This window comes from Halonatronum saccharophilum DSM 13868, from assembly GCF_000517025.1.
Taxonomy (GTDB): Bacteria; Bacillota; Halanaerobiia; order Halobacteroidales; family Halobacteroidaceae; genus Halonatronum; species Halonatronum saccharophilum.
Genome location: NZ_KI912091.1, coordinates 17,176 through 37,695, shown reverse-complemented (window position 1 = coordinate 37,695; position 20,520 = coordinate 17,176). Strand labels below are relative to the sequence as shown.

General features: G+C 33.4%; 22 protein-coding genes. 1 reads left to right on the top strand and 21 read right to left on the bottom strand.

The genetic code is table 11. The features are described 5' to 3' along the window. Positions 1 to 141: 141 nt before the first annotated feature. From rpmA to HALSAC_RS0100210, 20 genes are all read right to left on the bottom strand, one after another. Positions 142 to 441, bottom strand: coding sequence for a 50S ribosomal protein L27 (rpmA, locus tag HALSAC_RS0100305; protein WP_027338580.1), 300 nt, complete (start codon positions 439 to 441; stop codon positions 142 to 144). Then, complete coding sequence (locus HALSAC_RS0100300; protein WP_027338579.1) at positions 434 to 769, bottom strand: ribosomal-processing cysteine protease Prp; 336 nt, start codon at positions 767 to 769, stop codon at positions 434 to 436. The genes rpmA and HALSAC_RS0100300 overlap by 8 nt, the downstream gene beginning before the upstream one ends. A gap of 7 nt (positions 770 to 776) precedes the next feature. Beyond that, positions 777 to 1,088, bottom strand: coding sequence for a 50S ribosomal protein L21 (rplU, locus tag HALSAC_RS0100295; protein ID WP_027338578.1), 312 nt, complete (start codon positions 1,086 to 1,088; stop codon positions 777 to 779). Positions 1,089 to 1,285: 197 nt separating this feature from the next. Continuing rightward, the gene (locus HALSAC_RS0100290) at positions 1,286 to 2,956 is read right to left on the bottom strand and encodes an Rne/Rng family ribonuclease (protein ID WP_027338577.1); all 1,671 of its coding nucleotides are present in this window, start codon (positions 2,954 to 2,956) and stop codon (positions 1,286 to 1,288) included. A gap of 163 nt (positions 2,957 to 3,119) precedes the next feature. Next, on the bottom strand, positions 3,120 to 3,836 hold the full coding sequence (locus tag HALSAC_RS0100285) for a TIGR03936 family radical SAM-associated protein (RefSeq protein ID WP_027338576.1): 717 nt from the start codon (positions 3,834 to 3,836) through the stop codon (positions 3,120 to 3,122). Next, a complete protein-coding gene (locus tag HALSAC_RS0100280; RefSeq protein WP_027338575.1) occupies positions 3,826 to 5,703 on the bottom strand; it encodes a TIGR03960 family B12-binding radical SAM protein in 1,878 nt (625 codons plus the stop codon). Before HALSAC_RS0100280 ends, HALSAC_RS0100285 begins: the two co-directional genes overlap by 11 nt. Before the next feature lie 143 nt (positions 5,704 to 5,846). Further along, positions 5,847 to 6,710, bottom strand: a complete 864-nt coding sequence (locus HALSAC_RS0100275; protein WP_027338574.1) for a M50 family metallopeptidase — start codon at positions 6,708 to 6,710, stop codon at positions 5,847 to 5,849. A 57-nt stretch (positions 6,711 to 6,767) separates the two neighbouring features. Continuing rightward, a complete protein-coding gene (gene rodA / locus HALSAC_RS0100270) occupies positions 6,768 to 7,895 on the bottom strand; it encodes a rod shape-determining protein RodA (protein WP_027338573.1) in 1,128 nt (375 codons plus the stop codon). A 114-nt stretch (positions 7,896 to 8,009) separates the two neighbouring features. Continuing rightward, the gene (minE, locus tag HALSAC_RS0100265) at positions 8,010 to 8,273 is read right to left on the bottom strand and encodes a cell division topological specificity factor MinE (RefSeq protein WP_027338572.1); all 264 of its coding nucleotides are present in this window, start codon (positions 8,271 to 8,273) and stop codon (positions 8,010 to 8,012) included. Between the two features lie 74 nt (positions 8,274 to 8,347). Continuing rightward, complete coding sequence (minD, locus tag HALSAC_RS0100260; RefSeq protein WP_027338571.1) at positions 8,348 to 9,136, bottom strand: septum site-determining protein MinD; 789 nt, start codon at positions 9,134 to 9,136, stop codon at positions 8,348 to 8,350. Between the two features lie 58 nt (positions 9,137 to 9,194). Next, positions 9,195 to 9,800, bottom strand: a complete 606-nt coding sequence (gene minC, locus HALSAC_RS0100255; RefSeq protein ID WP_027338570.1) for a septum site-determining protein MinC — start codon at positions 9,798 to 9,800, stop codon at positions 9,195 to 9,197. 22 nt (positions 9,801 to 9,822) lie between these two features. Continuing rightward, complete coding sequence (gene mrdA, locus HALSAC_RS14580) at positions 9,823 to 11,721, bottom strand: penicillin-binding protein 2 (protein ID WP_051412018.1); 1,899 nt, start codon at positions 11,719 to 11,721, stop codon at positions 9,823 to 9,825. Continuing rightward, complete coding sequence (mreD, locus tag HALSAC_RS0100245; RefSeq protein ID WP_027338569.1) at positions 11,718 to 12,206, bottom strand: rod shape-determining protein MreD; 489 nt, start codon at positions 12,204 to 12,206, stop codon at positions 11,718 to 11,720. Before mreD ends, mrdA begins: the two co-directional genes overlap by 4 nt. Further along, positions 12,206 to 13,096, bottom strand: a complete 891-nt coding sequence (gene mreC, locus HALSAC_RS0100240) for a rod shape-determining protein MreC (RefSeq protein ID WP_027338568.1) — start codon at positions 13,094 to 13,096, stop codon at positions 12,206 to 12,208. The genes mreD and mreC overlap by 1 nt, the downstream gene beginning before the upstream one ends. Positions 13,097 to 13,157: 61 nt before the next feature. Further along, positions 13,158 to 14,222: a rod shape-determining protein gene (locus HALSAC_RS0100235; RefSeq protein ID WP_035570995.1), complete on the bottom strand. Its 1,065-nt coding sequence runs from the start codon at positions 14,220 to 14,222 to the stop codon at positions 13,158 to 13,160. A gap of 28 nt (positions 14,223 to 14,250) precedes the next feature. Next, positions 14,251 to 14,934 (bottom strand): RadC family protein, encoded by a 684-nt coding sequence (radC, locus tag HALSAC_RS0100230; RefSeq protein ID WP_027338566.1) that lies wholly within the window; start codon positions 14,932 to 14,934, stop codon positions 14,251 to 14,253. Between the two features lies 1 nt (position 14,935). Further along, positions 14,936 to 15,502 (bottom strand): Maf family protein, encoded by a 567-nt coding sequence (locus tag HALSAC_RS0100225; protein ID WP_027338565.1) that lies wholly within the window; start codon positions 15,500 to 15,502, stop codon positions 14,936 to 14,938. Between the two features lie 57 nt (positions 15,503 to 15,559). Continuing rightward, positions 15,560 to 16,090, bottom strand: coding sequence for a Gx transporter family protein (locus tag HALSAC_RS14575; protein WP_051412017.1), 531 nt, complete (start codon positions 16,088 to 16,090; stop codon positions 15,560 to 15,562). A 267-nt stretch (positions 16,091 to 16,357) separates the two neighbouring features. After that, entirely contained in the window at positions 16,358 to 17,008 is a 651-nt protein-coding gene (locus HALSAC_RS0100215) for an FMN-binding protein (RefSeq protein WP_027338564.1), read from the bottom strand. Between the two features lie 208 nt (positions 17,009 to 17,216). Continuing rightward, positions 17,217 to 17,687 carry a hypothetical protein gene (locus tag HALSAC_RS0100210; RefSeq protein ID WP_027338563.1) on the bottom strand — a complete coding sequence of 157 codons (471 nt, stop codon included), beginning with the start codon at positions 17,685 to 17,687 and terminating at the stop codon, positions 17,217 to 17,219. A gap of 375 nt (positions 17,688 to 18,062) precedes the next feature. Here HALSAC_RS0100210 and htpG point away from each other — a divergent pair, with 375 nt between their 5' ends. Next, a complete protein-coding gene (gene htpG / locus HALSAC_RS0100205; protein WP_027338562.1) occupies positions 18,063 to 19,937 on the top strand; it encodes a molecular chaperone HtpG in 1,875 nt (624 codons plus the stop codon). Between the two features lie 86 nt (positions 19,938 to 20,023). Here htpG and HALSAC_RS14570 read toward each other — a convergent pair. After that, positions 20,024 to 20,520: plasmid pRiA4b ORF-3 family protein (locus HALSAC_RS14570; RefSeq protein ID WP_035570993.1), on the bottom strand; the 497-nt coding region annotated here is incomplete at its 5' end.

Here is a 20,520-nt window from a genome sequence, read left to right as displayed (position 1 = left end):
ACTCATCACTCATTACTAATCACTAGTTGCACAAAGTGCAACTATATTACTATTATAGCACAAAATCAAATTATTATTAAGTCCACAAAAAATATAATAATAAAATAAAAAACCCCCAGTGATGACTGGGAGCTTTTAGATTTATGCCATAGCTTTATATTGTTCTTCAGTATAAACACTGATTTGTCTCTTATCTCTACCATTTCTTTCGAAGGCTACATAACCATCTACTTTAGAAAATAGAGTATCATCTCCACCGCGACCTACATTTAAACCAGGGTGAAATTTAGTTCCTCTTTGACGAACAAGAATGCTTCCAGCACTAATATATTGTCCATCAAATCTCTTAACTCCTAGACGCTTAGAAATACTGTCACGACCATTCTTAGAACTTCCAACTCCCTTTTTAGTTGCAAAAAGTTGTAGATTCATTTTAATCATTCTTTCCACCCCCTTCAATTATATTAAGATATTCTCCATAAGTCTTTTCCGTCTCTTTTAAGCCTATTAACATAGTCTCTAAAATAGCCTTGACTCTAAGATCCTTTGCTACTTTAGAATCTAGATCACAGTATAACCATCCATCTTTAACCTCTATATTAAGATCTACCTCTAAATAACTTAATAGACCAAAGACAGCAGTCTGCAATATTGCTGAAACAGCAGCACAGACAATGTCTTCTCCAGAATTAGCATACTCTGCATGCCCATCACCGGAAAAATGGATAATATTATTGTAGTTATCTCTCTCTAATTTAATTAGAATCATCTAACTACTATACCTCAATACTCTTAATCTTTACTCTAGTATAAGGTTGACGATGTCCATTCTTCTTACGGTAGTTATTCTTAGGCTTGTACTTAAATACAATAATCTTTTTACCTTTTACTTGATCAACAACTTCAGCAGTTACTTTAGCTCCTTCTACTGTTGGTTGGCCTACTTTCAAACCTTCTTCTGTAGATACCATTTTAACTTCATCAAAGTCAACTGTATCTCCAGCTTCAACATCTAACTTTTCAATATCAAGAACTGAACCTTCTGATACTTTATATTGCTTTCCACCAGTTTTAATAATAGCGTACATATCTTGCACCTCCTCTACCTCAGACTCGCCGACAACTAGGTAACATAACTGTTTTTAAAACCCGTACCGTGCGGTTTTGGTATTCCAAATGAAAACCACTTACAAATATGAATTCTAACATATACCCCTTATTATGTCAAGATTTTTTTGAATCTGGAATTGAAAGTCAGCTTGCTGACTTTCGATTCCTCTATCCCTTAGCCGTTCTCTATTATTCTCGCTCTCGCATAGGTTTTATTAACATCAGATATCTCAACCTTCACCTTATTTCCAACAAGATACCCTCCATCTATAATATCTACTACATAACCATTAACCCTACCTATCCCGTCTTGAGGTTTATTATTATGTTTGTCTTCTACTTTTATACTTATCTCCTCCCCAACCTTAACAGGAAAAGCAAACTTCTTTACTTCTTCTTCTCTTCCCAACTTTAAAACTTTCATATCTTCAATATGGAGCTTATCACTACCTTTAATATAAATATCCTTAGACAGTTGTTGCTCTAACCTAGCTAAATTCTTACCTTCACTACCTATCAATCTAGCTGCAATCTCTGGATGAACAGCTAAACAAATAGCTTCATCTCTACCTTGCCAAAACAATTCTTTAATCTTTCTACTTACCTCTAAGAATATACTCTCCTCAGATAGAATTCTTCCTTTTCCATTACAATAAGGACAGCTTTCTTGTAAAAATTCACCTATAGTCTCTCTTTCATTCTTTCGTGTCATCTCTACAAAGCCTAAAGAGGTTAACCCTAATATATTAGTTTTAACCTTATCCTTAGCTAACTGAAGTTCTAAAAAATCTAGAACTTTATTGTTGTCTTTCTCTTCCATCATATCTATAAAATCTATAATTATAATTCCACCTATATTCCTCAACCGCAACTGCTTTGCTATCTCTTTAACTGCTTCTAAATTAGTTTTTACTACTGTCTCTTCTAGATTATTCTTCCCCACATAGCTACCTGTATTAACATCAATTGCCGTTAAAGCTTCGGTTTCATCTATGATTATATATCCTCCACAATTTAAACCTACCTTCTTATCTAATAGCCCTTTAATCTCTTCCTCTACATTATAATGATCAAATATAGGCTTAGAATGTTCATAGTAGTATAAACGAGAACTAAGATTAGGAGAAATCCTTTGAATTAACCTGCTTGCTTGATGATACACCTCCCTTTGATCAATAATAACCTTATCAATTTCAGGAGTGAACTTATCTCTAAGTACTTGCCTTACTATATCTAAATCCCTATAAAGTAGTTCAGGGGCCCTCTCTTCTTCTGACTTTTTTAGCAGCTCTGTCCAAACATTAATCAGATATTCAAGATCTTTTTTTATTTCTTCTTCTTTTTTATAAGCTGCTACAGTTCTAATTATAACCCCCAGACCTTCAGGTAATATCTCTTTAGCAATCTGTCTTAACCTTCCTCTTTCATCACCATCATCAATCCTTCTAGAGATACCGATGTGGCCTGCATCATCCATTAACACAAGATAGCGCCCTGCTAAACTAAGACTAGAAGTCCCCCTTGGCCCTTTATTACCGATACCCTCTTTTACAATCTGTACATCAATCTCCTGACCTGGTCTGAGTATATCTTCTATTCTACTCTTATCATTTGGGGCCAAATTCAAAACATCCTTAGCATGTAAGAAGACATTCTTCTCACCACCTATATCAACAAAAGCTGCTTGCATACCTGGTAAGACATTCTCCACCTTACCCTTGTAAATATTCCCAACAATCTGCTTAGAAAAATCTCTTTCAAACAATATCTCAATTAACCTTCTGTTCTCTAAAATGGCTACCCTTGTCTCTAAACCACGGGCATTAACCACTACCTCCTTACTCAAATTTTCACCTCCCCGTTTCAAGTTGATAATTGACAGATGACAATTGATAGTTAAAATTAAAAAAATCCACAAAAATACTAATTATCTAATTTTTAACTTTAATCTCTCAACTTTATTTTACTGCTATTAAAGGGCTTAACTATCAATTATCAATTATCAACTTTCAACTATTTTTAACTACTTCAATAGGATCAAACAACTCTTCTCCATCCTTAACATACAGCCCTGCACGGTGTATATCTATTGATTTAGCACCCTTAATAAAGTCAAAGCTATCTTCTAACCCTCTAACAACCTCTTCTGGGCGAAGATTTCCACTACTTCCAGAATGAATAAGCATACTTAAAGTAGCTAACTCACCTTGAACCCCAAGTACTTCTAACTTTTCAATCATCTGTATTATATTTATAATTCTATCCTTCTTCCTTCTTCTCTTTCTTCTAACCAAAACCTCATCATTAGCTAAAAACTCTTCAAAACTTTCCTTTAACAGATCATAATCTACCTCTTTAGAGATTTTAAGCCTAACAAAGTAACTAGCTCTATTAACCTGAGCCATCAAAGACTTTGTCTTAAAAGGGACAAGTTCAGCTCTAGAAATTTCTAATCCCTCAGGCAAGCTATCATTTACCCTCCTCTTAAACTCTTCTCCTTCAATGACATCTTCTAACTCAAGGTCTATATATTCTCCATCACTAGTCAGCCCCACTGCTAAAGCAGAAGCAAAGGATAGTTGAGGTCTAGGGTTATAACCTTGAGAATAAGCCATAGGGATCTCTGCCCTTCTTAAAGCTCTAATCATAGTATTCATTAAATCCAAATGAGATATAAATCTAACCTGACTTCCTTTGACCAATTTAGCTCTAATCTTATTCTCCATCTTCATCACCACCGATTAAGGACATCTTAGCATTTAAATTCTTTAATACTCCACAACCACTACAACTATCAAACCTACAATCTGGAGTCAACCCCTCTTCAATAGCTTTACTATATTCTTGCTTCAAATATTCTTTACTTACACCAACCTTCAAATGATCCCATGGTAAAAGACTATCCATATCAAAATCTCGATAAGCATACTCCTCTAAATCAAAGTCAAATTCTTTAAAAGCTTCTTCCCAAATACTATAATCAAAGATTTCATCCCAACCATCGAAACGAGCTCCTAACTGCCAAGCTCTCTCCATAACTGCTCCAATTCTTCTATCACCACGAGCAAAAACTGCCTCTAAAAGGCTTAATTTAGGTTCATTCCAAGTAAATGATATGTCTTTACTACGTAAGTTCTTCCTTAAATATTCTTGCTTCTCTTCAATCTCATCTAAGGTATTAAAGTTAAACCATTGAAAAGGTGTATGGGGTTTGGGAACAAAAGTGGATACACTAACTCCAACCTTGACCCTTCTTTTATTATTAGAATTTAATCTAATCTGATCACCAAGCTTTGCCACCTTCTTTGCTAAATCAACAATACCTTGTATATCATCAATAGTCTCAGTTGGTAAACCGATCATAAAGTATAACTTAACCCTTCTCCAACCTTCTTTAAAGGAATCTCCTACCGATTTCATCAAATCTTCTTCTGTAACCCCTTTATTAATAACATCTCTTAACCTTTGACTTCCAGCTTCAGGTGCAAAGGTAAGTCCTGTTTTTCTAATCTTTTGAAGTTCCTTAGCTAAATCTACTGAAAAAGAATCAACTCTCATAGAAGGAAGGGCAACACTTACCTTCTGATCTTCATAATCCTTGACTAGACCTTTTGCTAAATCTTCTACCTTAGTATAATCACTAGTACTCAAGGAAGCCAAAGAAAGCTCTTCATAGCCTGTACTATCTAGCAAGTTTTTAGCCAACTCTTTTATTCTCTTATGACTTCTCTCTCTAACAGGGCGATAGATCATTCCTGCTTGACAGAACCTGCACCCTCTAGTACAACCTCTAGCAACCTCTAAAGTAACTCTATCATGTACTATGTCCATATAAGGAACAATAAATTTATCAGGATAGTAAGCATTATCTAAATCTTGAATAACTCGCTTCTTTAAAGCTTTCTTAGCAGGATCTTTAACCTCATATTTAACTACCTCTCCCTTATCATTATAATCTATATCATAAAGACTAGGAACATAAATACCTTCAATTTGGGCCAACAACTTAAGTAAATCTTGCCTTTGGCCCGCACTGCCTTTCCACTCTTTATAGGATTTTATTACCTCTTCAATAGCAGCCTCAGCTTCACCTAACAAAAAGACATCAATAAAAGGAGTTAAAGGTTCTGCATTGATAGCACAAGGACCCCCAGCAATTACTAAAGGGTCTTGCCCACCTCTATCTTTACTCTTTAAAGCTATTCCTGCTAAATCTAACATATTTAAAATATTGGTATAGCTCATCTCATACTGTAAGGTGAATCCCAATATATCAAATTGATTTACCGGAGCTTTATTCTCTAAAGTAAAAAGAGGAATACCTTCATCTCTCATCTTAGCCTCCATATCTACCCACGGTGTATAAACTCTCTCTGCCGCTACATCTTCTCTTTCATTTAAAAGATGATAAAGAATCTTAATTCCTAAATGAGACATAGCAACCTCATATATATCTGGAAAGGCAAGAGCAAATTTAACCTTTACTTCATCCAAATCTTTCTTAGTAATATTCAGTTCATTTCCCATATAACGAGTTGGTTTCTTAACCTCTGGTAATACCTCTTCTATTTTTTTTGCTAAATCTATAGCCATAAATTTCACCCCTTATTATTAACTATCAGCTATCAACCATCTGCCTTCAGCTTAAAATCTCTACTTTATACAATATTTTATTCTTCAAATTATACATTTTGCCTCTATAATTTTTTTAATTTAAATACTTATCCGTTTTATCATCACAACAGATCCTTAACTTTAGCTTCTATTCCATCTTTAACTAAAATATCAATAAACCTATCCTCACTTACCCTTCCCAAAACTTCAAAATTATCATCTACTACTACAATTATATGAAACCTATTAGGGACCAACTCATCAATTATCTTCGTAAGAGATGTATCAGCATAAGTAATTAGATGCTCAACTCTTAAAACTCTTTCCTTTAATAACTCTCCCTTTTTTTGAGCAATATACTGCATAAGTACATAGTAAGTATAACGCCCCTCCTTTAAAACTCTATAATAGATAAAGAAGGCGATCATCAATAAAAATATATTATAATAACCATAGTAAATCCCTAATAGTGCTACAAAAAAGAAAAAAAAGACTATAAGCTTACTAATCTGTAAAGCCTTATAAGTAGCCCTTTTATAACCCATTTTAAATGTTAATTTGGCCCTTAATATCCTACCCCCATCCAAAGGAAGAGCAGGTATCAAATTAAATAAAGCTATTGTCAAATTAACCTCAATAAAGAAGTATGCCCAATAATCAAATATTAACTCATACCGAAATAAAATCAAAGCCACAAAAGCTAAGATAAAATTTAGAATTGGCCCAGCCAATGCTACTTTAATTTCAACCTCTGGCTTCAATTGTATCAAATCTCTAAATTTTACGACTCCCCCAAAGGGCAATAATTCTATTTGATCTACTCTTACTCCTTCTTTAATAGCTACAAAAGAATGGGCCAACTCATGTACTATAACCAATGCAAATATTATAACAGAAGTTACAAAAAATCCCGAGAGAGAAAATAGTAGCAATATAAGAAGAAAGAGTAGGTTTAATTTAAAATCAATACCCAATAACTTAAACATCAATTACCACCCTCTTTCAATATATTAATATTATTAAGAGTGGACTAATATGATGAGTTAAAATAACAACTTCTTCCTTCTTATATTAACATTAATTATTAATCCAACAGCCAAAAGATTAGTAATTAATGAACTACCCCCATAACTTATAAAGGGAAGGGGTAGACCTGTTACCGGCATAATACCAATGGTCATACCTATATTCTCAAAGATATGAAACGCAAGCATAGATACTACACCTGCAACTAATAACCTACCAAAATCATCTTGAGACTCGTTAGCTACTATAATAGCCTTCCAAATTAAAATAAAATATAGAGCCAACAATATAATAGCACCAACAAAGCCCAACTCTTCACCTAATACAGAAAATATAAAATCAGTATGCCTCTCTGGTAAGAATCTGAGTCTATTTTGAGTCCCTCTAAAAAGACCTCTTCCCCAAAAACCCCCTGATCCTATTGCTATCATCGATTGTATGACATTATAACCAGAACCTAGCGGATCAATCTGTGGGTCAATCAAAACAAGAAGACGATTCAACCTAAAGCCTTGCAGAGGAATTGGTATGCCAAGATGTATATGAGCATAAAGCCAAGCAAAGCTTCCTCCTGCAACAACACAACCGCTCCCTAACAAAAATTTACCACTAGCACCAGCTACATATATCATCCCTACAAAAATTGATATTAATACTAATGCAGTACCAAGGTCATTTTGACGAAGAATTAAAAGAAAGGGAATACTAAGGTGTATAGATGGAATTATCCAGCCTTTAAAAGTTTTAAAATCAAACTTATCATCAGCCAATAGATGAGCAAGGGTAATAATTATAAGAACTTTTGAAAGTTCTGAAGGCTGAAAACTAACAGGACCTAGCATAATCCACCTTTGTCCACCTTTGATCGTCTCACCAATTAATAATACACTAAGAAGTAATAGTATATTAAAAACATATATAATTCCAGAATAATCTCGTAATATTTTATAATTAAACAAAAGTGTAAAAATCACCAAAAACACACCTATAAAAGCAGCTGCAACCTGTCTTATTAAGAAAGGATTATTTAATAATGAACTACCTTCTAGACTAGTTGCACTACTAATTACAATTAAGCCATAAATAACTAATACTATTATTAATATAGGAATACTATAATCCATATTTTTCAACAACTTAATCATAAAATCCCCTCTCTATTTGCTAAAAATAACTTAAAACACACCATAAATTATATAACACTAACAAAGATTAGTCCAATAAATCACAAGACTAGGTTCCCCCAGTCTTGTGATTGTTCACCTGTTATTCAAACTTTTTACAGGTATGTTTGCAATTAATGCTACAGAGTTGTCATTTCTATCCAAATCCATTTCTAAACCATCTTCATCTATGTCTAGATATTTAGAAATAACTTCGATCAATTCCTCCTTCATATCATCAATAAGTTCAGGAGATACACCTATTCTATCATGTACCAAAACTAATCTCAGCCTTTCTTTTGCCAGATCTTTGCTGGTTGAATCTTCCTTGCTAAAAATTCCTTTCATTACCTCTAGCAATCTGACCCCTCCTTCTCTTGCTAGCTATCTAAAGTTATGACGTACATAGTTTTTTAACATCTATACGTTCTTAATTACCGTAAGCCTACTATTCTTTTGAAGCGATCTAACATTCCCTCTTCTAGCGAAATTAATGGAATCTCTTCGCCTTCAAGTCTCCTAGTTATATTCCAAAATGCTTCTCCTGATTGTGAACTATCAGAAAGAACGACCGGCTCACCTTTATTAGTAGATATTACTATCTTCTCATCCTCTGGTACTACTCCCAACAACTTAATAGCCAATATTTCGATCATATCTTCAATATTCATCATATCGCCACGATTCATCATATCTATCCTAACTCTATTAATAATTAATTCTGGATCATATAAGCCCTCAGCCTCTAACATTCCTATAATTCTATCGGCATCTCTTACTGCAGAAACTTCAGGAGTAGTTACTACAAGAGCCCTATCTGCTCCTGCAATAGCATTCTTAAATCCTTGCTCAATCCCTGCTGGAGAATCAATAACAATATAATCAAAATCTTTTTTTAACTTTTCACACAACTCCTTCATTTGATCTGGATTAACAGCCGTTTTATCTCTTGTCTGAGCTGCGGGTAAAAGACAAAGACTGCTATATCTCTTATCCTTAATTAAAGCTTGCTCTAACCTACAATTTCCTTCAACAACATCAACAATATCATAAACTATTCTATTTTCAAGACCTAAAACAACATCCAAATTACGAAGACCAATATCAGCATCTATCAACACAACTCTCTTACCTAATTTAGCCAATCCTGTGCCAAGATTAGCAGAGGTTGTAGTCTTTCCTACTCCACCTTTTCCTGATGTTATAACTATACACTTGCCCATTTTTACCACCCACTTTATAAAAGTTAATTAATATTTAAAACTAAATTACAACAAAAGATCATAAATGATCTATAATAATATGTTTTTCCTTTAAAAATGCAATTTCTGGAGTATCGGGAGAGTTAACAGGTATATCAGGAGCACGAGTAATACAATTAGCTATTCTAAGTTGAGCAGGTTCAAGGCGAAATGCTGATATAGTAGCATCCACATCCCCTTTAGCACCTGCATGTCCAATTCCTCTAAAATAACCCATAATAACTATATCTCCACCTGCTACAATTTCAGCCCCAGGATTTACATCACCTCTAATTACTATATTGCCTTCAAACCTAATTGTCTGACCTGACCTTACTGTTCGCTTAATTAATAACGTATCTCCCTCTTCTTTGGAATCTACAAATCTATTGTCATTATTAATAAATTCAATTACAGATATTCCATTTTGATTTTTAAAAATCTTTATTAATTCTTTTTTCTCCTTAAGAGATAAATGCCTCCTACCAAGCTTAATTCTAACTATCATATCATCATCAAAAAAATCTCCTGCTTGAATAAATTTACTTTTTAGTTCATCTTTAATAACTGAAAAATCAAATTCATCATGCAAAATTATGATAAGCCCTTCTAGATCTCCCTTGAATACAACTCCATTATTCTGCATCTTAACCCCCCCAAGACCAACGTTAAATATCATCCGAAAGATTTACTTCAAATTCATCTTCAAGCTCAACTTCAAAACCATCTCTATTCTCAATATCCTCTTTTAAATCAAAATATTCTCTTATAACACCTTTTGCTATAGGCAAGGTGTTTCCACTAGAAATCCCATACTCTATAAACACAACAACTGATATCTCTGGATCTTCTGCAGGCATAAAACCTGCAAACCAACCGTGATTTGGTCTATTACTTCCAGTTTGAGCTGTTCCTGTCTTTCCAGCAACAGATATAGGCATATCGGCAAAAACATTTCTAGCAGTTCCATATTGAGTAACACTTTCTAAAGCCTCTCTCATAATATCTATACTATTTTTAGAAACAGGCAATTCATTTAATAGCTCAGGTTTTAAATCTTTTACTATTTCACCATCAGAGTTTATTATCTTATCTACCAATAAAGGTTGATATAACTTACCTCCATTGGCTATAGAATTAACTATATTAGCTAACTGTATTGGAGAAGTTCTTAAATTATCTTGACCAATAGATAGATTTATTGTATATCCAGGATACCAGATGGTATCCTCTCTTCTTTGAAAATGGTTCATTCTCCACTCTGGATCAGGAACTAACCCAGAAGATTCATTGTGTAGATCTATCCCTGTCTTACTTCCTAAACCAAATTCTCGAGCATAACTTTGTAATAAATTCCTATCCTTGTTATATAATTGATGACCTATCTTATAATAGACTGTATTGTTAGACCAAGCCATACTATCAATAAAATCTATATTACCCTGTCCACCTGTATACCAATTACCAAATCTAACTCCACCTGTTTGATAATATCCAGGATCATAAAACTCTGTATTCCCTTCTATCCCAAGTTCCTCTATTCCAGCAACTCCTGTTACAATTTTAAAAACAGATGCAGGCGGAGCACTTGTACTTATTGCTCTATTCATCAAGGGCCTTCTTGGGTTGTTGCTTAAGGCTAGCCAATCATCACTAGATATGCCATTAACAAAGAGGTTGGGGTTATAATCAGGGTAATTAGCCATAGCTAAGATACTACCATCATTAGGGTCAGATACAATTACAGAACCTCCAGTTGGTAAAAGAGTAATCTCCTCATCCTTTTTAGCTTCTTCTATTAAAGATTCAATTTGCCCTTTTAATAAACTTTCTGCACTGGCTTGCAAATCATAATCTAAATTTAGGATAAGATCATAACCTGGGGTTGGAGACTCCACACCTAAAGTTCTTATCTTTTGTCCTCTATTATCTATTTCTATCAAAGACCTACCTTCTTTTCCTCTTAAATAACTTTCGTAAGTCAACTCTAAACCTGTCTTACCGATTAAATTACCAATTCTATAATTACTATCTGTAAAACGAATTAGCTCTGCTCTAGATATTTCACCTATATAACCCAAAAGATGGCTAGCAAAATTATCGTTAATATAATCTCTAGTAGGAATTTGATCAATAATTAAAGCAGGCATCTCTCTTTTTATCTCTTCTAACATAATTAATTCTTTTTGGCTTATATCTCTTTTTATAAGAACAGTATCTCTAGAGTCAGCTTCAGATAACTTGTTTAATATCTCTTCATAACTTATTTCTAATATTTCAGATAGTATACTAGATATATTATCAAGATCATTAACTTTACTTGGTATAACAGCGACAGAATATACAAGCTTATTAGATACTAAAACTCTCTCATTTCTATCATAAATCCTTCCCCTTGGAGCTTCAATAACCCTTACTGTTGTCCTATTTCCTTCAGAGAGGTCTTTGAAAATATTTCCTTTATAGATCTGAAGATAATATAATCTAGCAGCCAAAATGAAAAATGACAATACTATTACAATGAATAAAGAGAATAATCTATCACTATTGTTATTACTTCTATTCATCTCTCTGCCTTCTTCCTAGCTAAATAGTTATCTAGTTTATAAACTACAGGGTAAATTATTAAAGTTATTATAGTATTATAAATGGCTAAAGGGATAATAATTTCCTTTAAAGCAGATTCTATATCTATGCCCCCAGTAAAAAAAATTATCATACCCTGATTTATAATAGTAGCGAAAAATGTAATAATAGCTACTATTATGAAATTATCTTGATAAATCACTTTAGACAAAAAACCTAGTAAATACCCTACAATTGTTTTAGTTATTGCATTAATACCAAAAAGATTACCAGAAAATAAATCTTGTAAAAATCCAATAATAAAACCTGCAATCCCTCCAGCTGTCTTACCCTTATTGATTGCCAACACTACTATTATAATTAACATTAAATCAGGAGTAACTTTAAAAAGTAGGCTATTAGAGAATATAGTCCCTTGGAACATAAGGATAACTATAGATAAAGCTGAATAAATTAACCAATACATCACTCTTCCTCCTCAAAATCTAGATTAGAATTTTCTGCTGGAAGAAGCAACATCTCTTCATAATCTTTATAACCTACAATAACAAGAAGCTCTTCTAATTTTTCTAAATCTACAAAAGGTTTTAGGTTAGCTCTTTGTGTCAAACCATAATTTTCTGATCTTACAGCCTCTACCTTGGCTATTGGCAATCCTTTAGGATATCTTTCTGATAAACCTGAAGTAACAATTATATCCCCACCTTTTATATCTGCATCCCAAGAAATATTATCCATAGTTAAGCTTTTAGAACGCCCTCTTCCTCTAACAATACCTAAATCTCTAGATTCAGTCCTCTGTACTAAGCCACCAGTTACAAAATCATCATCATTTAATAATAAGACTTGGGAAGTAGTCCTTGTCACTTGTTTAATAGTGCCAACCAAATATCCACCTTTAGTGACTACAGGCATCCTGTTTTCAACTCCATCTCTAGCACCTACATTAATCATAACTATATTAGACCAATTATCTACACTATAACTTAAAACTCTTCCACCTACAACATCATACCCTGTATACCTTTTGAAATTCAATAGTTCTCTTAACCTTTCATTTTCAAGCATAATCTTTTCTAACTCATTTTGTCTGTAACTAAGCCTATCCACCTTATTTCGAAGGTAATTATTTTCATTTTTAACCTCGCTATAATTAACTACAACTCTAAAAGCACTTTGAGAAAGGTCTCTTGCTTTATTGATTGCTACAAAACCTGGTCTTAAAGCATCGATAATTAAAGCTTCAAACTTATTGTATTCCTTTTCTTCACCTACAAAATTAATAAAAATAACTAAAGTTATAACAAAAATAACAATCACTACTTTTTTTCCATGTTCTTTAAAAAAGTCCAACATTTTTACCACCTAATTTAATTCTCTTTTTTATTTAACTTCTAAATTCACCCCTGTTATTTAACTAAGATAATCTTTTAGGACTTATTAGAACATTCTTCAAGTTATCAATTTCTTCCAAAACTTTCCCAGTACCATAAACAACACAATCTAATGGCTCATCAGCTAAATAAACCGGCATCCCAGTTTCCTTAGATATTAATTGATCTAAACCTGTTAATAGGGAGCCTCCTCCAGCCATAACAATTCCTCTATCCATAATATCTGCAGATAACTCTGGTGGTGTCTCTTCTAAAGTACTCTTTACTGCTCTAATAATATCATTAACAGGTTCTTTTAGAGCGTGTTGTATCTCTTCAGCAGTAACCTTTATTGTCTTAGGTAATCCATTCACTAAATCTCTACCTCTAATATCCATAGTATCTTCTACACTAATCTCAGAATTATCAGAGATATAAGCAGAACCTATACTAATCTTAATCTGCTCAGCTGTTCTCTCTCCAATCATTAGATTATAGGTATTCTTAATATAATGAACAATTGCATCATCTAATTCATCACCACCGACTCTTATGGAATCTTTGGTTACAATACCACCTAATGATATTACAGCAACTTCTGTAGTTCCTCCACCAATATCAACCACCATATTCCCAGTTGCTTCATGAACAGGTAAGCCTGCTCCTATAGCTGCTGCCATTGGCTCCTCAATTAAATAAGCCTCTCTTGCTCCCGCATGTACTGAAGCATCTATTACAGCTCTTTTCTCTACCTCAGTAACACCAGATGGAACACAAACAATAATCCTTGGTCTAACTAACCTCTTTCTCTTATGAGCTTTAGTTATAAAGTACCTTAACATCTTCTCAGTTACCTCAAAATCAGCAATAACTCCATCTTTCATAGGACGAATAGCTATAATATTACCTGGTGTCCTACCAATCATCTTCTTTGCCTCATCACCTACTGCTAGAACCTGCTCCTTAGCCGAAATATCATTCTTTATTGCTACTACGGAAGGTTCTCGAATTAACACCCCTTTACCTCTTATATATACTAGTGTATTAGCAGTTCCTAAATCTATTCCCATATCCCTTGAAAAGGGTGCTGTAAAAAAATTCATTACCATTACTAACTTCTCCTCTCTCAATGTCAATTTAAAATATTTTTTTACTTTTTAAGCTACTATATCCCTTGTTAGAAATAATCAAACTGTCTAAGACCTCAATACCAACAACCTTGCCTACCTCTACAAGTCTCTTAGTCACCTCTATATCTTCTTTACTAGGTGTTAAATCACCACTAGGATGATTATGGGCCAAAATAATGGCCACACTATTTCTTTTAATAGCCCAGCGAAAGACTTCTCTTGGATGAACTAAAGAACTATTTACTGTCCCTCTTGTAACCTCTTTAATACCTATAATCCTATTTTTAGTGTTTAGTAGGACAACCTCAAACCTTTCTTGGTGAGAGAATCCTATCCTAGGTATCAATATTTGGGCCACATCTTGGGGCGAAGATATTTTCTTTAAATTAGAGTTAGCTAAGGACAACCTTTTTCCAAGCTCAGCTACTGCCTTAAGTTGGGTTGCTTTTGCCAACCCTATTCCCTTAACACTCTGTAGCTCTTCAATACTATAGTCAACTAAACAACCTATTCCTTCACAACTAATTAATAATCTATTTGCCAAATCCAAAGCGGTACTACCTTGCGAGCCTGTCCTTAAGATCAAAGCCAATAACTCAGAAGTAGATAATAATTCAGCTCCATACTTTAGCATCTTCTCTCTAGGTCTCTCTTCAATGGGCATATCTTTAATCGTAAGATAATTATTCATATTAATATACCTCTACCCCTAGCTCATTTAATAATTCAACTAATTTCACCAAAGGTAATCCTACCACATTATAGAAGCACCCATCGACCTTTTTAACAAAAAGAGATCCTTTATCTTGAATCCCATAAGACCCTGCTTTATCCATTGCTTGGCCTGACTCTATATAAATCTTTATTTCTCTGTTAGTTAACTCTCTAAAGGTGACATTGGTTTTTTGATAATCTGTTAAGACTGTATCCCCCTTTACAAGAGTAACTCCAGTAAAGACCTGATGAGTCCTGCCACTTAAATTAGATAACATCCTATAAGCATCTTCTGAATCTTTTGGCTTTTCTAAAATCTCACCATCTAAACTTACTACCGTATCAGCTCCAATAATTACCCCATCCTCAAAATTAGCTACTTCTTTAGCTTTAAGATAAGATAACTTTTTCACTAATTTTATAGGATCTTCTTCCTTCACACTTTCTTCATTTAGTTGACTAGCTACCACCTTGAAATTCAAATCCAACATCTCTAATAAACCTCGCCTCCTTGGTGAAGCAGAGGCTAATATAAACCTATCCATTTAAACAGATACCTCCATAAACAAGAACCTTTAAAAGGCTCTTAAAGATTAAATTCGTTAATTCCTAACAAACTCCTTCTTATTTCCCCCATCAAATTGTAAATATTTTTCTAATTTGATTACAACTACCCCTATAAATATACCTGTTGGTAATGAAAGCATCAATAAATAAGGTAGATAAAATATTATCATCCAACTCTCAATCAATATAAAAGCCATTAAAACTTGCCCTAAATTATGAAATGCTGCCCCCAATACACTTATCCCAATAATACTAAAGCATTTATGGTTATAATAGAAATAGCTCATCACTAAAAAGCTTAATAATCCCCCAGTCAAACTCAAGAAAAAACCTGTAGTTAAAAAGGTTCCTATTAGTAAAGAAGATATCAATATCCTTAAAATCAAGACCTGCAAACCACTCTTAAAACCAAAGTTAATTAGAGTAAATAAAGTTATAATATTTGCTAAACCCAGCTTCGCCCCCGGGAAAAGCAAGGTAGTTGGTAACATAAACTCTACTATATGGAGAACAATTGCCCCAGCCACTAAAAGAGACAGTATCATTAGCCCTCTTGTTTTTTTCATATTGACCCTCTCTTTCAATATTATAACAAATTTTCCTGCTTTATAAACACTATTTTAAAATTAATTTTAATAATTGTCTTCTACATATTCAGTTTATCACTTATAAAGTGTAATAACAACTTATCTTAAGCTTTTTAAATCAAGAAAATTTTAGAAGCTCTTATTTGATTTTCAAATCAAGAAAAAGCAGGATTAATTGCCCTGCTTTTTCTTGAAGATTAAAATCTATGATTTTATTTTTCTATATCCAAACCCTAAAGTTTTATATTAGTTCAATGCATCTTTAATAGCTTCAATAAGACCTTCACTTGTATTTGTTGCTCCACTTACCATATCTACCTCTACTGACTTATCCTCTAATACACTCTCTACTACACCTTCAAAAGCAGGATCTGAAATACCATCTGTCTCATCATCTTCTAAAATATTTATCTCTACTACTTCTCCATCAGCTACAACTACCTCTACTTTAATATCACCTGCATGTCCTTTTCCTACTCCTTCATAAGCTCCATCATCTAATGAATCCATATTAATTTCTTCCTTTGAAGTCAAATCTAAATCCTTTAGAGCATCTTTAATAGCTTCAATAAGACCTTTACTTGTATTTGTTGCTCCACTTACCATATCTACATCTACTGACTGATCCTCTAATACACTCTCTACTACACCTTTAAAAGCATCATCTGAGATACCTGGTGTCTCACTATGATCTAAAATATTTATTTCTGTTATCTCGCCATCAATTACAGCCACCTCTACTTTTATATCACCTGCATGTCCTTCTCCTAATCCTGTATAAACCTCTCCTTGATTATCTCCTTCACCTGTAGTAACATCTACTCTTGCACACCCTAAAGAGAATATTGCTAAGATAGTTATAAGAGATACTACTATAAATCCTTTTTTATTAAACATCTTCTGCCTCCTTTAAATTAATAATTTCACAAAGAATATTAAAAACTTATTATAAAATCATTATAACAAAGTTTATTCATTTTTTCAATTAAACATATCTATTTACTTGTAATTAAATTCATTGTTTCATCAGCTATCAACTTTCATCAGCCCCCGGTCAACTAAGACCTTAGTGTCTTGCTAAAAGCCGATAGCTAACAACTATTAGTTAATCTAATTGTCGCCCTACTTCAAAAGCAATAACTCCAGCAATAACAGATGATATAGTTAATGGAGTAGACCTTAGCCCTATCGTCTCTAAAACAAAAATCACAACTCCCGCATCTAATGTCATTATCAAAGAGACTATAATCACTTCTAACCCCCTATTTTCAATACAATCATCGCCAAATAACATTATTTTCTTTAATTTTTGATTATACCTTTCTATAAAACGAAATATAAATACTACCATTATTGATAATAGAAATATACCTATTATTTTAGCCCAAAGAGGACCTCCTAAATAGAATAGATGCCTACCTAAAAACTGAAAGATGATAATTAAACAAAAACTTAATAGGGTAACTAAAAATAAGTTAATAACTCTTAACCTCTTATCGGAAAAAGCTATAATTCCATATAAGAAGTTATCTATGCTTAAGAGGATGATTAAAATCAGATAATATAATATTTCCATATAACATTCCCCCTTCTTTAATCTCAAAATGATGCTTAATAGTAATAAAGCGTAGCTTTATTACTGGTGATGAGTAATCAGTAATGAGTAATGGGTAAAACCTTAAAAAAACAGAAACCCCTTTGTTACCTAAGACTTATAAGAGGTTTTGAGATTTTGACTTTACTCATTACTCTTCACTCATTACCCATTACTAGTGGCACGAAAGTGACACTTTATTACTATATAATTCCAACTGTAAATTATTAGCTCGCTTTATTTTATGAGAAGAATGACTCTTTGGTGCTTAATAGATAAAAATACTCACCAGGCTTTGACAAACAAGGGCTTAAATGCTAAAATATCATTGTGAAAAAATTAAGGAGGGATTAATCTATGACTATCAATAACAAAGTGGAAACTAAAGAGTTTCAAGCTCAAACAAAACAACTATTAGACCTAATGGTCAACTCAATTTATACCAATCAAGAGATATTCTTACGAGAATTAATATCCAATGCCTCTGATGCAATCGATAAGGCTAAGTTTAGATTACTTAGTGATGAAGAGATAAAAAAGGATACAGACTTTGAAATTTACTTAGATGTAAATAAAGAGGATAATACTATTACTATCTCTGATAATGGTATTGGAATGACCTACCAAGAAGTTATCGATAACATTGGAACTATAGCCCAATCAGGTACCGGTAATTTCTTAAAGAAATTAAAACAGAATAACGAGAACATAGATTTAATTGGTCAATTTGGAGTAGGGTTTTACTCCTCTTTTATGGTAGCCAAAAAGGTTGTATTAACTACTAAGGCTCCTAGTGAAGATAAAGGAGTTAGATGGGAGTCAGAGGGTGATGGGTCCTATACAATTGAAAGTATCGATAAAGAGAAGAGGGGTACAAGTATTACCATCCATTTAAGAGATGAATTTACTTCTGATGGGGACGAGGTTGATTTCACCAGCCACTATAAAATCAAAGAGTTGGTTAAGAAGTATTCAAATTATGTTAGATACCCTATCAAAATGGAAATTCCTAAAGAAGAGGATACAGAGGTTGAAGTATTAAATAGTATGACACCTATCTGGAAGAAGAAAGAGGATGAAGTTAGCGATGAAGAATATAGTGAATTTTATAAGGCCAACTTTAGAGATTGGCAAGATCCTTTAGAGGTTATTCACTGGTCTGTCGAAGGACTTGTGAAATTTAATGGTCTCTTATTCATTCCAGAGTCAGCACCGACTAATCTTTATTCACCTGACTTTGAAACTGGAATTAAACTCTATTCTAAAGATAACCTGATCCTGGAAAAGTGTGAAGATATCTTGCCTGATTATCTTAAGTTTGTTAAAGGAGTTATCGACTCACCTGACTTTTCACTAAATATCTCTAGAGAGATGTTACAAAGCAACAAACAACTTAGAGTTATTGCTAAAAATACAGAAAAAGTAATCTTAAGAAGGTTAAAGAAGCTGCTAAAGAATGATAAGGAGAAGTACGAATCATTCTGGACCCAATTTGGTAAAGCAATTAAAGGAGGTCTTTACTCTAACCCTGGCAAAAAAGATAAATTAGAGGACTTACTACTCTTCTCCTCATCACACATAGAAGATAGTTTGACAACATTGGCCCAATATGTTGAGAGAATGAGTGACGGGCAAGATGTAATCTATTATGTAGTTGGAGAGAACCGCAAAGCCATTGAAAACCTACCACAGATGGAATTACTTCAAGAGAAAAATTTAGAGGTTCTTTACTTATTTGATGAAGTTGATGAATTTTTAATAGGTGTCCTAGGAGATTATCAAGAGATGAAATTCAAATCTGTTCTTCGAGAGGATTTAAATTTAGCAGATGATGGCTCTGAAGATGAGGAAGATGAGCCTAAAGCAAAAGATCTTTTAGCCAAGATAAAAGATCATTTAAGTGATAAAGTAGATGATGTTCGCTTGAGTAAGAGATTAAAATCTAGTGCAGCTTGCTTAGTCAGCTCAGAGCAAGGGATGAGTATAGCTATGGAGAAGATCTTTAAGCAGATGGATCAAAATGTAGGCGCAGCCAATCGAATCCTTGAGATTAATCCTAAGCATAAAGTATTTTCTAAACTAGAAGGTATCTATAATGAAAATCCAGAATCAAAAAAACTTAAAGAGTATAGTGAATTACTTTATAACCTATCTTCATTGGTTGAAGGGTTGACACCAGAGAATCCAGTAGAGTTTGCTTCTAAAATCACTGATCTAATGGCAGAAAATTAATAGATATCTTTGAACTTTGAATCTTTAAAAAGGTATATCTTTAAATAAGAAGAGCTTGATGGTCTCTAGAGACCATCAAGCTCTTCTTATTTATTATAAAGAATATTATTTAATCTCTCTTGGGGATTATGAAACTTTACTTCACTCGCCTCAAAATCTTCTGGATTATACTCTCCACCTAACCATTCTAAGATATGTTCATGCTCTGTATCTTCTGGATCATTAAGTATATCTAACATATCATAATACCCAGAAACACCACCACAATCTTCAGGCGGACAGGCTCTCTCACCTGCTAAACAACGAGGATAATCTAACTCCTCTTTAGCAGGATAAATACCTTCAAGTTCTACAGTATGTTCCCAACAATCACCAAAATCATAATTATAATCTATCATCTTATTTTTCATAGAAAGATAATCGCCTATTTTTTCTTCCCATCCAGTAAGGATATTATTAGCAAAGTCCTGATGGGGAATACCAATCTCTCTACCTTTTACTCTAAACTCGTGCAAATGATAATCCAACCAACCCATAGCATCTTGAATTGCTACATGCAAGTCCCAGAAGGTATAATCATCGG

Bases quoted from the DNA above. Each gene is read 5' to 3' on its own strand.
- rpmA (WP_027338580.1), bottom strand. From the start codon at position 441: ATGATTAAAATGAATCTACAACTTTTTGCAACTAAAAAGGGAGTTGGA.
- HALSAC_RS0100300 (WP_027338579.1), bottom strand. From the start codon at position 769: ATGATTCTAATTAAATTAGAGAGAGATAACTACAATAATATTATCCAT.
- rplU (WP_027338578.1), bottom strand. From the start codon at position 1,088: ATGTACGCTATTATTAAAACTGGTGGAAAGCAATATAAAGTATCAGAA.
- HALSAC_RS0100285 (WP_027338576.1), bottom strand. From the start codon at position 3,836: ATGGAGAATAAGATTAGAGCTAAATTGGTCAAAGGAAGTCAGGTTAGA.
- HALSAC_RS0100280 (WP_027338575.1), bottom strand. From the start codon at position 5,703: ATGGCTATAGATTTAGCAAAAAAAATAGAAGAGGTATTACCAGAGGTT.
- HALSAC_RS0100275 (WP_027338574.1), bottom strand. From the start codon at position 6,710: ATGTTTAAGTTATTGGGTATTGATTTTAAATTAAACCTACTCTTTCTT.
- rodA (WP_027338573.1), bottom strand. From the start codon at position 7,895: ATGATTAAGTTGTTGAAAAATATGGATTATAGTATTCCTATATTAATA.
- minD (WP_027338571.1), bottom strand. From the start codon at position 9,136: ATGGGCAAGTGTATAGTTATAACATCAGGAAAAGGTGGAGTAGGAAAG.
- minC (WP_027338570.1), bottom strand. From the start codon at position 9,800: ATGCAGAATAATGGAGTTGTATTCAAGGGAGATCTAGAAGGGCTTATC.
- mrdA (WP_051412018.1), bottom strand. From the start codon at position 11,721: ATGAATAGAAGTAATAACAATAGTGATAGATTATTCTCTTTATTCATT.
- mreD (WP_027338569.1), bottom strand. From the start codon at position 12,206: ATGTATTGGTTAATTTATTCAGCTTTATCTATAGTTATCCTTATGTTC.
- mreC (WP_027338568.1), bottom strand. From the start codon at position 13,096: ATGTTGGACTTTTTTAAAGAACATGGAAAAAAAGTAGTGATTGTTATT.
- HALSAC_RS0100235 (WP_035570995.1), bottom strand. From the start codon at position 14,222: ATGGTAATGAATTTTTTTACAGCACCCTTTTCAAGGGATATGGGAATA.
- radC (WP_027338566.1), bottom strand. From the start codon at position 14,934: ATGAATAATTATCTTACGATTAAAGATATGCCCATTGAAGAGAGACCT.
- HALSAC_RS0100225 (WP_027338565.1), bottom strand. From the start codon at position 15,502: ATGGATAGGTTTATATTAGCCTCTGCTTCACCAAGGAGGCGAGGTTTA.
- HALSAC_RS14575 (WP_051412017.1), bottom strand. From the start codon at position 16,090: ATGAAAAAAACAAGAGGGCTAATGATACTGTCTCTTTTAGTGGCTGGG.
- HALSAC_RS0100215 (WP_027338564.1), bottom strand. From the start codon at position 17,008: ATGTTTAATAAAAAAGGATTTATAGTAGTATCTCTTATAACTATCTTA.
- HALSAC_RS0100210 (WP_027338563.1), bottom strand. From the start codon at position 17,687: ATGGAAATATTATATTATCTGATTTTAATCATCCTCTTAAGCATAGAT.
- htpG (WP_027338562.1), top strand. From the start codon at position 18,063: ATGACTATCAATAACAAAGTGGAAACTAAAGAGTTTCAAGCTCAAACA.